Origin of the sequence: Lactobacillus sp. B3795 (assembly GCF_026535805.1) — a bacterium.
Taxonomy (GTDB): domain Bacteria; phylum Bacillota; class Bacilli; order Lactobacillales; family Lactobacillaceae; genus Apilactobacillus; species Apilactobacillus kunkeei_C.
This window is the reverse complement of record NZ_JAFNPE010000001.1, coordinates 229,592-244,791: the sequence shown is the minus strand read 5'-3', so window position 1 is coordinate 244,791 and position 15,200 is coordinate 229,592. Positions and strand designations below refer to the sequence as shown.

At 39.1% G+C, this 15,200-nt stretch carries 13 protein-coding genes; 5 read left to right on the top strand and 8 right to left on the bottom strand.

Translation table 11 applies throughout. From position 1 onward, the window contains the following. Positions 1-87: 87 nt before the first annotated feature. Entirely contained in the window at positions 88-2,388 is a 2,301-nt protein-coding gene (gene helD, locus J3U50_RS01155) for an RNA polymerase recycling motor HelD (protein WP_301945412.1), read from the bottom strand. Between the two features lie 152 nt (positions 2,389-2,540). Between helD and J3U50_RS01150 the strand changes: the two genes are divergently transcribed. Then, entirely contained in the window at positions 2,541-3,203 is a 663-nt protein-coding gene (locus tag J3U50_RS01150) for a histidine phosphatase family protein (protein ID WP_308438157.1), read from the top strand. A 45-nt stretch (positions 3,204-3,248) separates the two neighbouring features. Here J3U50_RS01150 and J3U50_RS01145 read toward each other — a convergent pair whose 3' ends face one another. From J3U50_RS01145 to J3U50_RS01125, 5 genes are all read right to left on the bottom strand, one after another. Beyond that, on the bottom strand, positions 3,249-4,190 hold the full coding sequence (locus J3U50_RS01145) for an ABC transporter ATP-binding protein (RefSeq protein WP_034531457.1): 942 nt from the start codon (positions 4,188-4,190) through the stop codon (positions 3,249-3,251). A gap of 11 nt (positions 4,191-4,201) precedes the next feature. Further along, complete coding sequence (locus tag J3U50_RS01140; RefSeq protein ID WP_053791963.1) at positions 4,202-5,248, bottom strand: ABC transporter ATP-binding protein; 1,047 nt, start codon at positions 5,246-5,248, stop codon at positions 4,202-4,204. A 9-nt stretch (positions 5,249-5,257) separates the two neighbouring features. Further along, a complete protein-coding gene (locus J3U50_RS01135) occupies positions 5,258-6,277 on the bottom strand; it encodes an ABC transporter permease (protein ID WP_301945411.1) in 1,020 nt (339 codons plus the stop codon). Position 6,278: 1 nt separating this feature from the next. After that, entirely contained in the window at positions 6,279-7,208 is a 930-nt protein-coding gene (gene opp3b, locus J3U50_RS01130) for an oligopeptide ABC transporter permease (protein ID WP_053791964.1), read from the bottom strand. Positions 7,209-7,336: 128 nt separating this feature from the next. Next, positions 7,337-8,962 carry a peptide ABC transporter substrate-binding protein gene (locus J3U50_RS01125; protein ID WP_301945410.1) on the bottom strand — a complete coding sequence of 542 codons (1,626 nt, stop codon included), beginning with the start codon at positions 8,960-8,962 and terminating at the stop codon, positions 7,337-7,339. Positions 8,963-9,280: 318 nt separating this feature from the next. On the opposite strand from J3U50_RS01125, the gene hflX reads away from it, so the two are divergent. The 3 genes from hflX to J3U50_RS01110 are packed head-to-tail and all read left to right on the top strand — an operon-like array spanning position 9,281 to position 11,608. Then, positions 9,281-10,552 carry a GTPase HflX gene (hflX, locus tag J3U50_RS01120; protein ID WP_301945409.1) on the top strand — a complete coding sequence of 424 codons (1,272 nt, stop codon included), beginning with the start codon at positions 9,281-9,283 and terminating at the stop codon, positions 10,550-10,552. A gap of 38 nt (positions 10,553-10,590) precedes the next feature. Further along, positions 10,591-11,298 (top strand): AzlC family ABC transporter permease, encoded by a 708-nt coding sequence (locus tag J3U50_RS01115; protein ID WP_301945442.1) that lies wholly within the window; start codon positions 10,591-10,593, stop codon positions 11,296-11,298. Next, positions 11,285-11,608, top strand: a complete 324-nt coding sequence (locus J3U50_RS01110) for an AzlD domain-containing protein (RefSeq protein WP_301945408.1) — start codon at positions 11,285-11,287, stop codon at positions 11,606-11,608. The genes J3U50_RS01115 and J3U50_RS01110 overlap by 14 nt, the downstream gene beginning before the upstream one ends. Positions 11,609-11,641: 33 nt before the next feature. On the opposite strand, the gene J3U50_RS01105 is transcribed toward J3U50_RS01110, so the two are convergent. Then, on the bottom strand, positions 11,642-12,196 hold the full coding sequence (locus J3U50_RS01105) for a guanylate kinase (protein WP_301945407.1): 555 nt from the start codon (positions 12,194-12,196) through the stop codon (positions 11,642-11,644). Between the two features lie 3 nt (positions 12,197-12,199). Next, on the bottom strand, positions 12,200-12,616 hold the full coding sequence (locus J3U50_RS01100; RefSeq protein WP_301945406.1) for a bis(5'-nucleosyl)-tetraphosphatase: 417 nt from the start codon (positions 12,614-12,616) through the stop codon (positions 12,200-12,202). Positions 12,617-12,757: 141 nt separating this feature from the next. Between J3U50_RS01100 and J3U50_RS01095 the strand changes: the two genes are divergently transcribed. Continuing rightward, positions 12,758-15,178, top strand: coding sequence for a Xaa-Pro dipeptidyl-peptidase (locus J3U50_RS01095; protein WP_301945405.1), 2,421 nt, complete (start codon positions 12,758-12,760; stop codon positions 15,176-15,178). Positions 15,179-15,200 lie beyond the last annotated feature (22 nt).

The window sequence follows — 15,200 nt, the reverse complement described above, 5'->3', positions numbered from 1 at the left end:
CGTCCATAATACCACCGAACATCTTAGAAACGACAAAAAAGCGCCTAATCCCTATGGATAGGCGCTTTTATTTGTTACTAATTGCGATTATTGTAAATCATATAAATCGTTAGGCACAACATCAAACAAGTGAGTTGGCTTTCCTTCAGCGATAATTGTTAGTTCGTGCATAGCACGAGTACAGATTGTGTAAACCAATTGACGGTCTGCTTCGTCACCAAAATGTTTGTCATCTGCGTCAAACATGACCACAGAGTCAAATTCTAGCCCTTTAGCAAGGTAAGCAGGTATTACTAGGGTTCCAGTAGTCAAACGTTGGTTCTCGGTCTGTATAAGCGTATTTTTTACGTTTCTGTTGTCTAATTGTTCGGATAATAACTTCGCATCAGCCAAAGTTTTGACAATAATGGCTGTTGTATCGTGTTTTTCCTTATCATTATCAATTCTAGCGACTAACTTATCCAGAGCAGCATCCCTATTTTCAACCACTTGCATGACCGGTTTATCACCGACACGCGCGAATGATTCGATTTGGCTACCGCCTTCTAGAATGTGCTTAGTAAAGTCAGTGATTTGTTCAGTTGAACGGTATGACTTAGTAAGTTGCACGACGTTAGTCTTTTCAGGATCAAACATGGTTGATAGTTCTGATAGCAAAGTATGACTATTTTCATGAGTGAAGATAGCTTGGTTCAAGTCCCCTAGTAGTGTGAAACGAGCACGTGGGAAGGTGAACTTCATAAATGCCATTTGGAATGCGGTGTAGTCTTGGACTTCATCAATGAATAGGTACTTGATGTCGGTCTTTGGACGTTTACCTGAGATACGATCGAATAGGTATAGGTATACTGAAACATCTGACATTGAGATGTGACCGTTCTTCATTTGGTTGATTGAGGCATCAACTGACTTGGTCCAGTCTTCCTTGGTTAGGTCGTACTTGGATAAGTCGATTAGGTTTGGCACGTTTCTTAGGAAGTGCACTAGTTGGTTGTTAACCCCTAGGAAACGACCGTGGACGATTTGTTTTCGAATACGCTTGAAGGCACCGATAACGATGTGTCTTGCTAGGAAGTCGAATTCCTTATCAGCGTTTTCGAATTCGTCTGGATGGGCGTTTTGCACGGCTTGAATTTGTTCTCTACTCAAGTCTTGGACCGCTTGTTCTACCCAAGGCTTCTTCATTTCAACTTTAACACGACGGTTCAAAATCTTAATCAAACGTTCTTTAGTAGCGTCTAGACGGTTTCTAAGATTGTAGTTTTCATTGAAACTGTAATATATTTCTGCAATTTGTTCCTTTGAGATAAAGATATCGCCTTGGAACTTCAAGTTCTTGAACTTCATGTCTTCACTGTTCAAGTGGTTAGTGTAGGCAGTTTCAGCCTTGAAGAATTCAAGACTGTTCTTTAAGTTGTTGATATTTCTTAGGTTCTTATCTTCTGAATTATCTTCTTCGAAACGTTCTGAAAGAGTTTCCACCTTAAACTTAGGTACACGCAAACTACTGTATTGATAGTAAGTCATTTGCACCATGTTTTGTTCACCTAATTCAGGCAACACTTGGTTGATGTAATCGTTGAACAATTGGTTAGGTGAGAACAATACGACTTGCGCTGAGCTTAGTTTTCCTCTGTATTGGTACAATAGGAAAGCAACACGTTGCAATACCGCAGCGGTCTTACCAGAACCGGCAGCCCCTTGTACGAATAACAAGTCTGACTTGGTATCTCTGATAATCTTGTTTTGTTCTCTTTGGATGGTAGTAACGATACTCTTCATCTTGGTATTGGATTTACCATTTAGGTTATCCAATAGCATTTGATCACCAACCACTTGGTCGGTATCAAAGATGGTTTCAATCTTGCCATCCTTGATTTGGAATTGACGTTTCAAAGTCACGTTTACGGTTTGTTCCCCCATTGGTGTGTGGTATGTCAATTTACCAATTTTGCTATCGTAGTAGATACTCGAAATTGGAGCACGCCAGTCATAAATCAAGTAGTGATCTGGGCTATCGGCAAAAGAACCTAAACCGATATAAATAGTTTCTGCCTTGTGTTCGCCTTCTTCTTCGAAATCTAGACGAGCAAAGTAAGGACGTTCTTGCATCTTAGCAAGCTTGTCGTATTCCTTAGTTGCATGTTTCCAACTATTTTCACGTTCTTCTAGCATTTGTTGTTGTTGACGAATGGAGACTGATGTTTCCATCATTCCAGAATAGGTACTGGTCTTCAAACGCACATCATTATAGAAGTTTTTATTGATATCGTGTTCATCTTTTTCGGCACGATTAATTTTCTTAACGGCTTCAGCTTTGGCAACTTCAACCTTGGCTAAAACATCATTTAAGTGTTTTTGTTCTTGTTCTTTAATTGATTCAGACATTTGAGCTACGCTCCTATCTTAAAATTTGGTTATTAATTTTAGCACATATATGATAGAAAGAAAAGTCATCCCAGACTTAACCTAATCTTTTCTCTACCCCTGCCATATATGATAAAATGTAGGCATACAAATATGTCAGGAGGTTTTTTCTGATGATTAACATTTATCTTGTTCGTCATGGACAAACTTATTTAAATAAATACAACCGTATTCAAGGTATCGCCAACGCCCCTCTTACTGAAAAGGGAATTGCCGATGCCATTGATGCCGGAAAAAGATTAAGCTCAATTACATTCAATCATGCATATTCCAGTGATATGCCTCGTGCTTTTGATACTGGAAAATATGTATTGCAACAAAATCCCTCAGATATTGAAGAACCTATTGCAGATAAAGCTTTCCGTGAAGAAAACTTTGGTTACTTTGAAGGAAACGATAGTGAAGCTGCATGGCACCAAATTGGTGGACCAGACGGCATGGACAATTACGCCAAGATGATTAGCAAACTTGGTATGGGTGGTACAGCCGATTTAATTGCTGCCCACGATCCATACGGTGATGCTGAAAACAATCAAGACTTATTGAATCGTTTCATCCCCGGCTTAAAGAAAGTCATTCAAAACGCTAACGACGGTGACAACATCATGATTGCTGCTCACGGTACCATCATCAGATGGGCTGTTGACCAATTCAAGGATGACACCATCGACGTTTCCGAACCAATCGAAAACGGAAGTGTTTCAAAACTAGTATCAAATGCTGACGCCAGTGAAATCAGCGTTGAATACTACAACAACTTGAGTGAAAACGTCTAATCAACGTAAAAATAACCGTTACTTAATAAAGTAACGGTTATTTTTTTAGCTGTTTAAGCGATCCTTGTACATTTGAATTTCGTCATCGGCAGCACGAACATAATGGTTAGGAGCAATTTCAACTAACTTACGTTGCTTTCCGTCACTTTCAACACTTGCATCGTAATCTACGATCTCACGTTGTCTTTCAAATTCAGGGTCCGGTACCGGAACAGCTGAAAGTAAACTTCTGGTGTAATCGTGTAATGGATGAGCATATAGTTCATCGGCATCAGCGATTTCTAACATACGACCATAGTGCATAACACCAATACGGTCACTAATGTATTTAACCATTGATAAATCATGGGCAATAAATAAGTATGTTAGCTTACGTTTCTTTTGTAAGTCCTTAAGTAGGTTAACTACTTGAGCTTGGATTGACACGTCCAATGCTGAGATAGGTTCATCGGCGATGATGAACTTAGGTTTAACAGCTAAGGCACGGGCAATCCCAATTCTTTGACGTTGTCCACCAGAGAATTCATGAGGATATCTGTTGGCATGTTCTTTGTTCAAACCAACAGTTTCCAATAATTCTTCAACTTGAGCATCACGGTCAGCCTTGTCTTTGGCTAAGTGGTTAATGTCGATACCTTCGGCAATAATGTCTTTAACCTTCATACGAGGGTTTAATGATGCGTAAGGATCTTGGAAGATGGTTTGGATATCACTTCTGAATTCTTTTTCATCTTTTTTAGTCTTTAGTTTTGAAACATCTTTACCTTCAAAGATGATTTCGCCACCTGTTGGTTCATACAAATGACTAATTGCACGACCTGTGGTTGTCTTTCCGGAGCCAGATTCACCAACTAGTCCGAAGGTTTCCCCTTCATGGACATTGAAGGTAATATCATCAACAGCTCTAACTTCGTCTTTACGACCAACGTTAAAGTATTGTTTTAAGTTTTTTACTTCTAAAATTTTTGGTGCATCTTTATCTAACATATTGTCACCACCTATCCTTGTTTAGTCTTTTTAAAGTGTTCTTGACGCTTTACGATGTCAGCTGGTGGAGTCACCTTAGGAGCTCTATCATCTAACAACCATGTTGCTGCGTAGTGAGTGTCAGAAACCTTAAAGAATGGTGGTTGTTCAATTGTGTCAATCTTTAATGCATACTTATTTCTAGCAGCAAATGCATCCCCTACTGGTGGTTCCAATAGGTCTGGAGGAGTACCTGGGATTGATGGTAATACATCTTCGTTGGTATCCAAAGTAGGCATTGAGCCTAATAGTCCCCAAGTGTATGGGTGTTTTGGATTGTAGAAGATTTCATCAACAGTTCCGTATTCAACGATTTTACCAGCATACATAACTGCAACACGATCAGCCATACCTGCAACTACCCCTAAATCATGGGTAATGAAGATGATTGAAGTGTTAATCTTGGTTTGTAATTCCTTCATTAATTCCAGAATCTTAGCTTGGATGGTAACGTCCAACGCAGTGGTTGGTTCATCAGCGATTAAGATTTCTGGGTAGTTTACTAACGCAATCGCAATCACGATTCTTTGTCTCATCCCACCAGAGAATTGATATGGATAGTCATTGATTCGTTCTTCGGCATTAGTAATACCTACAAGTTTTAACATTTCCAAGGCTTTAGCCATTGCTTTTTCTTTGGATAAACCTTGGTGAATCATTAGTGGTTCAGCAACTTGGCGACCAATCTTCATAGTTGGGTCCAATGAAGTCATTGGATCTTGGAAGATTTCAGCAATCTTGCTACCACGTAATTTACTTAATTCTTTTTCGTCTAGTTTTAAAATGTCTTGGCCATCGAATTCGATGCTTCCGTCGACAACATCAGCGTTGGTTGCGTTCAAACCCATAATGCTTCGAGTAGTTACTGATTTACCAGAACCTGATTCCCCAACGATTGCTAGGGTTTCACCCTTCTTTAAATCAAAACTAATGTCACGAATGGCTTGAACAGTACCCGCGTAAGTTTTGAAATTAATTGATAAATTTCTAACTTCTAGGATGTTTTCCTTGTTTTCCATTCTTGTCACCTACTCTCTTGATTTAGGGTCAAATGCATCTCTTAGACCATCACCTAAAATGTTGAATGCAATCATTAATAATGAAAGAACGACTGCTGGAACCCACATTTGATATGGTAAGAATTGGAATGACTTTTGACCGTTACTAATCAAAGTACCTAATGAAGCAGCTGGAGCTGGAACCCCAATTCCGATAAATGATAGGAATGCTTCGAAGAAGATAGCACTTGGAATAGTGAACATAGTATTAATGATAATCACTGAAGTTAAGTTTGGTAATAAGTGCTTGAAAGCAATCTTAAATGAACTTTCACCCAGTGAACGTGCAGCTAGCACGAATTCTTGACTCTTTAGTTCAAGTGTTTGCGCACGAACTAAACGAGCCATGTTGATCCAACTAGTAAATGCAATCGCAATGATGATTGCAGGAATACCTGGTTTTAATACCAATAGTAGAAGAATCATAACAACTAGGTTAGGAATTGATAGTAGGATTTCGATGATACGTTGCATGAAAGTATCAACCTTTCCACCAATCCAACCTGAAACAATTCCGTAGGCAACCCCGATAGTTAAATCGAAGAAAGTTGCGACAACGGCAATTAATAGTGAAATTCTAGTACCGAATAATGTTCTTGCGAACAAGTCACGACCTAAGTAGTCACTACCTAACCAGAAGTAATGGTTAGCAGCAGCACCTGTATAGGCGTTTACACGTGCTCCACCTTGCACTAAAGTTCCGTTAAATCCAGGAATGTCAATTCCAGGAATACGTGGTGGTAAGTTGTTTAAGTTTGGATGAGTTGAAATGCTGCTGAATGCAGGAATCAATGCTGATCCAAATGATACGACAAATAAGAAAATCAAAATGTATAGTGAAATCATTGCCGCTTTGTTTTTCTTTAGACGACGCCATGAATCCTTCACAAAAGTAAGAGAAGGAGCCGCGATTTTTTCATTATCTAAATGTGCACCATCTGATAATGGTTCAAAGGCGTCTTTTGGTAGTTGTTTTGCTTTATCTGCCATTTTATTCTCTTCCCCCTGCTACTCTGATTCTTGGATCGATTATTCCGTATACGATGTCGGTGATTAATAATACAACACATAATAGGAAACAATACATAACTGTAAGTCCCATGATTGTTGGGTAATCGTTTGTTAACACTGAGTTAACGAATTGTTCACCAATACCTGGAATTGCGAAAATGTTTTCAACAACTAGTGATCCAGTCATGATGTTTACGGCCAATGGACCGATGATTGTTACCAATGGGATTAAACTATTTCTTAAAGCATGGTGGTAGATGATACCGAACTTGCTTAGACCCTTGGCTCTTGCTAGTTCAATGTAGTCTGAACTTAAAACGTCAACCATTTCAGTACGTACGAAACGTGCTGATTCGGCTAATGGCATTGCTGCCAATGCTAATGTTGGAAGGATTGTGTATGCAAATCCGCTCCAACCGGCGATTGGTAGTAATCCCCACTTCAAAGCAATTACGTATTGTAGTAATACTGAGAAGACAAATGAAGGAATTGAAATTCCTAGAATTGAGATGATAGTAGTTGAAGTATCAACCCATGTGCTCTTCTTGATTGCCCCGACAGCACCAACAATGATACCGGCGATAACACCGACAACCATTGCTTGAGCACCCAATAGAAGTGATGGTCCCATACGACTTGAGATTAGGTATGAAACTGGTTGATCACTGAATTGGAATGATGTTCCAAAGTTACCTTGAACGGCGTTTACTAGGTAACTAATGTATTGTTGCCAAACTGGTTTATCCAAGCCGTATTGTTTTAACACCATGTAACGTTCGGCTGGAGAAAGCTTAGCTTCGTTAGTCAATGGAGTCCCTGGCATTAACTTCATTAAGAAGAATGTCACAGTGACAACAATGAATAACGTTAATAACAAGTAGAAAATTCGCTTTGCTAAAAACTTAACCATATTTTTTTATCCTCACAATCTTTCAGGGAAATTTCCCCTTTATGTACGGAAGAGTTTTAGATTCGACTACATCCATTATAGTAGCTATCTAAAACTCTTCACAATGAAAAACTTAATTTAATTAGTTTTTACTTCTTTGAGATAGTAGCATCTCTAAAGTCGTAAGATGCACCTGTAGGGAAGAATTGTACTCCACTTACACGAGGCTTGATAACACGTGATTGAACTTGGTGGTATAGAGGAATAATTCCTTGGTCAGCCATTAGTTCTTTTTCAGCATTTACTAGATCGTTCCAACGTTTTGCAGGGTTGTTTGCGTCTACGCCTTCAGCATTCTTAACATCTGCGTCGAACTTAGCGTTACTCCACTTACCGTTGTTGTATGAACCATCAGTAGTAAATAGTTGTAGGAATGAAATTGGGTCTGGGAAATCAGCACCCCATGCACTAACAACCATGTCGAATTGACCATTTTGTGAACGGTTCAATCTTGACTTGAATGGAATGTTTTGTGTAGATACCTTTAGGCCAGGTAGTTTTTCTAGAGCAGTTTGTAGGAATTCAGTAGTCTTCTTACCGTTATCAGTGTCATCAGATAGGATTGAGTAGTTAACTGACTTCTTACCAACTTCTTTTAGACCCTTAGCCCATAGTTTCTTAGCTTCTGCTAAGTTGTAAGTTACACCAGTCTTAGTTCCGGCATCTTCAGTGAAGTCCTTACCGTCACGTTTTGACATACCTGGTGATACGTAACCAACAGCAGAGATTGAACCGTCACCTAAGGTGTTCTTAGTGTATTCGTTACGGTCAATTGCTAATGAGATAGCTTTTCTAATGTTTGCGTTCTTAAAGATAGGATCTTTCTTTTCGTTTAATTCGATGTAGAAAGTTGATGCTTGTTTTAATGCGTGGTATTCACTTGAGTTCTTGTACTTACCAACTTGTTGTGCACCAGCTAATTGAACTGAATCAAATTGGCCAGTTTCATATTGGTTTAGTGAAGTGTTAGCATCGTTTTGAGCATTAATCTTAATACCAGCAACCTTGATCTTGCTTGCGTTGTAGTATTCTTTGTTCTTGATTAAGTTCCATGAGTTGTTTGTACCAGTCCATCCTTCAACCTTGAATGGTCCGTTGTATACCATGTCCTTACTTGTAGTACCGTAAGCTGAACCGAACTTCTTAACAGCTGATTCGCTTTGTGGTAAGAATGGTGCCATGGTTACTAAGTACTTGAAGTAATCTTGAGGTTTGTCTAATGTAACTACAACTTTGTAATCACCGTCAGCTTTGATACCTAATGATGAAACAGGTGCGGTACCCTTACCGATTGCATCAGCATTTTTAACATCTGCGAATAGGTATGAGTATTGTGAAGCTGTCTTAGGGTTTACAGTACGTTGCCAACCGTAGACGAAGTCTTTGGCAGTTACGGGCTTACCATCACTCCATTTTGAATGACGTAAGTTGAATGTATATGTCTTACCGTCTTTTGATACCTTGTAACTTTCAGCTACACCAGGTTTTACCTTGTTGTTAGCAGCATTAAGTAATAGTCCTTCATTACTATTGTTTAATGTACTAAAACTAAGTGTATCAGTGGCTTTTGAAGCATCTAGTGTAGGTAACTGTGAATTTTCTTGCCAGTTAATATACTTACTTGTGGATTCTTTTGAAGAATTACCACAAGCTGCTAGTAGGAATGCTGATGCTGCACCAACAACCCCTAGCTTTACTACGGATTTCATTTTCATTTCCATTACCCCCAATTTCCTTACTAAAAAGTTTTTGTTTAAAAGGATTGAGAAAATAATACCACCATCCAATTATAAAATGCAATACTTTTTCTAATTTAATTCTAATTTAGTTGAATTTTTTTAATTCCAAAAGTAAAGAAAATCTTAATATATCAAGGTGGATGAATGATTTAGATAATCTAATTATTATAAAAGATATGCTCATAATTATATTAAAACTCTCTAATTTTTGTTAGATTTTCTCTTTTTTTATAACCATTCTTATTAATGATACGTAAATGGTATAATGGATAAAAATAACAAGGAGGTATTCATTTGGATACAGAACAACAAACTGCCATTATCATCGGTTTAAACCTAGACAATGAGCAATTCGAGTACTCAATGACTGAATTAGCTGCCCTAGCTGAAGCTAATAACCTAGAAGTTGTGGCTCGTCTGGTTCAAAAGCTAGATCATCCCGATAAAGCCACATATTTCGGTAAAGGTAAAGTTGAAGAACTAAAGATGACTGTCTTAGATAAAGACGCTGACATGGTCATTGTTAACGATGAACTATCACCTAGCCAAATCAGAAACTTAGAAAAGCAAACCGAAACAAAAATCATCGACCGTACTGGTCTAATTTTAGAAATCTTTGCTAATCGTGCCAGAACTCATGAAGCCAAGCTTCAAGTTCAATTGGCCAAATTGCAATACCAACTACCCCGTTTGCACACCAGCGCTAGTCAACGACTAGATCAACAAACTGGTAGCGGGGGTGGTGGATTCACCAACCGTGGTTCCGGTGAATCTCAACTGGAATTAAACCGTCGTGTGATTGAAAAGGATATTTCTCACATCAAACAAGAACTAAAGGATATCCAAAAATCAGACTTAACCAAAAGAAAGCAACGTGATGGTAAAAACATCCCTACTGTTGCCCTAGTTGGATACACCAATGCTGGTAAGTCGACCATCATGAACCAACTGGTTAACCGCTACGGTGAAAACCAAGAAAAGCAGGTCATGGTTAAAAACATGTTGTTTGCTACCTTGGATACCAGTGTTAGAAAACTAATTTTTGATGACAATAAAACAATGTTGTTATCAGACACCGTTGGTTTCGTAAGTAAGTTACCTCACCAATTGGTGAAGGCCTTCCGTTCAACATTAGCCGAAGCAGCTAATGCGGATTTATTGGTCCAAGTAGTCGACGAAGCCGATGAAAATAAGGAACTAATGATGAAGACCACTGAACAAACATTGAAGGAAATCGGGGTTGAAAACATCCCAATGATCACCGTCTTCAATAAGGCCGACATCTTAGATGAACCTCGTCCACAACGTGCTGGTGATAACTTAATCATGGCAGCGCTTGAAGAAGACTCCATCGATGAATTGGTTCAAATCATCAGAGAAAACAGTTACAAGGATTATGTCACCGAAGAATTTTTAATTCCGTTTGATAAAGGTGATATCGTCAACCATCTAAACACTAAGGCCAACGTGCTTTCAACCGAATATGTTGCTGAAGGAACCAAGGTTAAAGCGGAATTAACCGCAGTTGACAGTCAACGTTTTAAGCAATATATTATTAGAAACTAATTATTAGTTTCTAATTTTTTACAAGGATGTGATGAGGTATCGACAATCAGCTAACTGCAAAAGCAGCAATTAAAGATAGTATTCCCACGATGTTTGGCTACATCGGAATTGGTCTGGCATTTGGGATTATCGGGAAGTCCCTTGGATTTAGCCCCTGGCTAGTCGCCATTTTGTCATTGACCGTTTACGCTGGATCAGCGCAATTCATTTTGGTCTCAATGATGGCTTTACACAATCCCATCTTCTCGATTGTGCTTGCGATTTTTCTGGTCAACTCCAGAATGATCCTAATGAGCATTACCACGGCGCCATATTTCAAAAATGATTCGATGTTCAAAAACATCTTAATTGGTTCGTTTTTAACCGATGAGAGTTTTGCGTTGGGTATGAATAAGGTCAACTACACTGATAATCAGTTAACATTCGCCTGGTTCAATACCGCCAACATCGTTTCTTACCTAACTTGGGCCGGTGCCTCATTTGTCGGAGCTGTCGCCGGTAGTTTTATTCATAATCCTTACGCAATCGGCTTAGACTTTGCAATTATCTCGATGTTCATCGGATTATTATACCTACAAGTGATTGCCAAAAATGGTATGCCAATGAAATTAAAACTACTGATGATTTTAATCACCCTCATCATGGTATTTATTGGGTTAATCTTTATTCCGGGCGACCTTTTAATCCTATTAGTAACACTAATTACTTGTCTGATTGGAGTGATTATCAAACATGTCTTCTTTTAATTTCGTTCTACTAACCATTATTGGATGTACGCTGGTTACCTGGTTGTCACGTGTGATGCCGTTCATCCTATTAAAGAAATTCAAACTATCCAAACCAGTTGAAGAGTTTTTAAGTTTCGTTCCCATCGTGATCATGGCAACATTGTGGTTTTCACAACTGTTCGTCCAACATCTGGGCCACTTACCTTCCATCAACTGGGAAAACCTAATCGCATCAATTCCATCAGTTATTGCTGCCATCATTACCAAGAGTTTATTGGTGGTCGTGATTGTCGGAATTATCTCATTAGCAATTATTCGATTAATATAAATAAAAAGACCTAACTTTGCGTTAGGTCTTTTTTTAGATTGTTTTGATTAGTTCATCAACTTGGTTTTGTGCTTTTTGCCAATCATTATTCTCAATGATGGTTGCTATATCCTTTAAGTTATCTGGGATTTCGATATCACGTTTGTATTCGTTACTGCAAATTCTTTGATTAACACGTTCGATGTCATCGCCGCGTTTAATCATTCGTTCGCGTAAGATAACTGGGTCGTTGACTTGGACAAACCAGACGATTGCTTGATCCCCTAGTTTTTTCTTATAAGTAGCTGCACCCAATGTGTCTAAAACAATAATTGCTAAATCATTTTTGGCCCATGCTTCGTTAATGCCCTCCATCGAGGATCCGTACTTAGCATGTGAATATTCAACGTGTTCCAATAAATGCAATTGATTAAATGATTCGCCATTTTCAAAATAATAATCAATACCATTTTGTTCGCCATCTCTTGGCGCTCTTGTGGTATGCGTAATTACTTTAGCTGCGTGGTATTTGTCAATCACGTAGTCGCGAAGAGAAGTCTTACCACTTCCCGCCGGACCGGTAATCACTATTAGTTTCTTTGCATCCATTGGCTATCCCAGCTTTTCTACGATGTATTCGTTAGTCTGTTTCAAAATGTCTTTTAGGTTATCAAAGGTAACGGTCTTCATTGCTTCATCAAAAGCAGCCCAGACATAATCGCTGATTTCTTCAGCTTGTAGCGTTACTTTATCACTATCGACTTGAGAAGTATAGAAAGTAACCACTTTATGGTGACCATTTTTCATGTCATAGTTTGCATCAATACTAAATTCGGTATCAATAGTGGCGTCAATGCCGGTTTCTTCCTTAATTTCTCTAATTGCTGCTTGTTCTAGCGTTTCATCGCCTTCAACGTGGCCCTTAGGGAAGCCCCAGAAGTCACTAGTAGCACTTTTTTCCAATAGGTAGACTGGTTTGTTATCAACTACACGGTACACAATGGCACCTCCGTCAATCTCTGTTACCATAATCATCCCTCCACATTTGATTTGATATCATTATATCATTTTGCTAGATTATCATTAAGTATTTATCAGTAAAACTGAATAGATGTTTTGCTTAATCTGATATAATGAAAACAAACCTATACATAAGTTAGGAGAATAATTATGAAAAATCATCAATATGCAATTGCTGATTACAATTTAAAAGTTGCTAAGAATGAATTACGCGCTATTCATTTCTTAGACGAAGAAACTGATAAAATTGATAACCCATCAGCATTATTAAAACACTTCTTGATGACTTACTTTTTAGATTCACAAAGTTTAGCCATCCGAGGACAAAAAATCTCACAAATCATGGCTAGTTTCGAAGATGACGCACTAACCTACCTAGACAAAAACGCCCCACTATCCAAGATCGCGTTTTACAACATTGCATTACAACTTCTACAATTCACAGTCGGTGAAGACTTCTTAATCGATAACTCTATCACTAAGATGCAAACTTTAAACCTACCAGTCGCCGACGTTCATGATCCAATGAACCTATACGACGTGATTTGTGCATGGTATCTTCTATTGAACACCCACACTAAGTACGGTGTGACTTTAATCGACTACCTAGCCGGTGAAGGATACTTCGCGCAAAACTACAACCAATTCGACAAACCACTTATCTTCAATGGTAAGAGTATGCCGGTCTACGACACAAACAACTTAATTCGTGAAGTTGTCTACGTCGAAGCACCAATGGACACCGACAACGACGGTAAGCTAGACCTACTAAAGACTGAAATCATTCGTCCAAAGGAAAGCAACAAGAAGGCCGTTCCGGTCATCTTTACCGCTAGTCCTTACAACCAAGGCACCAACGATGCCGACGGTGAAAAGTTAACCCACAACGTTAACCTAGGACTTAAGCACAAAGAACCCAACACAGTGTCTCTATCAGACATCAGTAAGAAGGAAAAAGAACCTGAACTACCTGCCGCACGTAACGTTGAAGGTAAGACCAGAAAGGCTGAACAAACATTTAGCCGTGAACAATCTTACACTCTAAATGACTACTTCTTGGCTCGTGGATACGCCGTTGTCTACTCCGCTGGAATCGGGACTTACGAATCAGACGGTTTTAGAACCACTGGTGACAAATATGAAACCATCTCAGCAACTGCCGTTATCGAATGGCTTGCCGGCAACCGTGTTGCATTTACCAACCGTACCGACAACAACCAAATCGAAGCCTACTGGTCAAACGGAAACGTCGCAATGTCTGGTCGTTCTTACCTAGGCACTCTACAAATCGCCGCTGCCACAACTGGTGTTGCCGGATTAAAGGCCTGCCTAGTTGAAGCCGCTATTTCTAGTTGGTATGACTACTACCGTGAAAACGGACTAGTCATGGCACCAGGTGGTTTCCAAGGTGAAGATGCTGATGTTCTAGCTGCCGAAACTTACAGTCGTAAGAAGTCAGCTGCCGAAGACATCAAGAACGAAAAGAAATGGGAAATCCAATTAACCAACATTACTAATGAACAGGATCGTAATTCTGGTGATTACAACGCCTTTTGGAACAAGCGTAACTACCTAAACGCTGCTAAGAAGATAAAGGCCGACATGTTCTTCGTTCACGGTTTAAACGACGAAAACGTCAAACCAATTAATGTCGCTAACATCTGGCATGCCGTTGATTCATTAAACATCTCAAAGAAGATGATTTTACACCAAGGTCAACACATCTACATCAACGCATTCCAATCACTTGATTTCACTGACATGGTCAACCTATGGTTCACCAATAAGTTGATGGAAGTTGAAAACGACGCCGACAACCTAATCCCTAACATCTTGGTTCAAGACAATGCGACCGACCAAAACTGGTATGCAATCGATGAATTCGACGAAGATGAAAACCTAAAACGTTTTGAATTAGCTAAACCATCAGATGATTCTGAAGTTACTGACGACAAGGTTAGTTTCTCAGACTCACTAGATGAAAAGGCCTTTGAAGCATACTGCAATGACGTCAACAAGTGGGAAAACGACTTGGTAATTGGTGGAAGCGATGCTCCTATCAACGACAACCGTGTCATCTTTACCTTCGACAAACTTCTAAAGGATGTCACTATCAACGGTAAGGCTCACATCCACTTGACCGCATCATCATCAAAAGACTTCGGTATGCTAAGTGCTCAACTAATCGATTTAGGTGAAGACTTCAGATTAACCGCTCAACCAGAATCTGTTGACCACGCTAAGATTCAATTAGGCTATCTATGGCGTGAAGATACCCTTCGCGAATTCAAGATGAGTCGTAAGAAGACCACATTCAAGAAGATTGCTGAAGGTCACATCAACATGCAAAACAGAAACAATGCTTACCAAGTAAGCGATCTAAAAGCTGATGAATTCTACGAAGTTAACTTTGATTTACAACCAAACGTATACAAGGTTAAAGCCGGACATCAACTAGCTGTTGTCATCTACGCAACCGACTTCGACAAGTCAATTCGTGGTAACCAAGATGTGAAGTACACCATTGATTTATCAGACTCAGCGGTTGAACTACCCTTCAACAAGGACTAGTATTAATAATAATTTAGATTGA

What these genes read in the sequence shown, in the direction of transcription:
- helD (WP_301945412.1), bottom strand. Translation starts at nt 2,388, where the DNA reads ATGTCTGAATCAATTAAAGAACAAGAACAAAAACACTTAAATGATGTT.
- J3U50_RS01150 (WP_308438157.1), top strand. Translation starts at nt 2,541, where the DNA reads ATGATTAACATTTATCTTGTTCGTCATGGACAAACTTATTTAAATAAA.
- J3U50_RS01145 (WP_034531457.1), bottom strand. Translation starts at nt 4,190, where the DNA reads ATGTTAGATAAAGATGCACCAAAAATTTTAGAAGTAAAAAACTTAAAA.
- J3U50_RS01140 (WP_053791963.1), bottom strand. Translation starts at nt 5,248, where the DNA reads ATGGAAAACAAGGAAAACATCCTAGAAGTTAGAAATTTATCAATTAAT.
- J3U50_RS01135 (WP_301945411.1), bottom strand. Translation starts at nt 6,277, where the DNA reads ATGGCAGATAAAGCAAAACAACTACCAAAAGACGCCTTTGAACCATTA.
- opp3b (WP_053791964.1), bottom strand. Translation starts at nt 7,208, where the DNA reads ATGGTTAAGTTTTTAGCAAAGCGAATTTTCTACTTGTTATTAACGTTA.
- J3U50_RS01125 (WP_301945410.1), bottom strand. Translation starts at nt 8,962, where the DNA reads ATGAAAATGAAATCCGTAGTAAAGCTAGGGGTTGTTGGTGCAGCATCA.
- J3U50_RS01110 (WP_301945408.1), top strand. Translation starts at nt 11,285, where the DNA reads ATGTCTTCTTTTAATTTCGTTCTACTAACCATTATTGGATGTACGCTG.
- J3U50_RS01105 (WP_301945407.1), bottom strand. Translation starts at nt 12,196, where the DNA reads ATGGATGCAAAGAAACTAATAGTGATTACCGGTCCGGCGGGAAGTGGT.
- J3U50_RS01100 (WP_301945406.1), bottom strand. Translation starts at nt 12,616, where the DNA reads ATGGTAACAGAGATTGACGGAGGTGCCATTGTGTACCGTGTAGTTGAT.
- J3U50_RS01095 (WP_301945405.1), top strand. Translation starts at nt 12,758, where the DNA reads ATGAAAAATCATCAATATGCAATTGCTGATTACAATTTAAAAGTTGCT.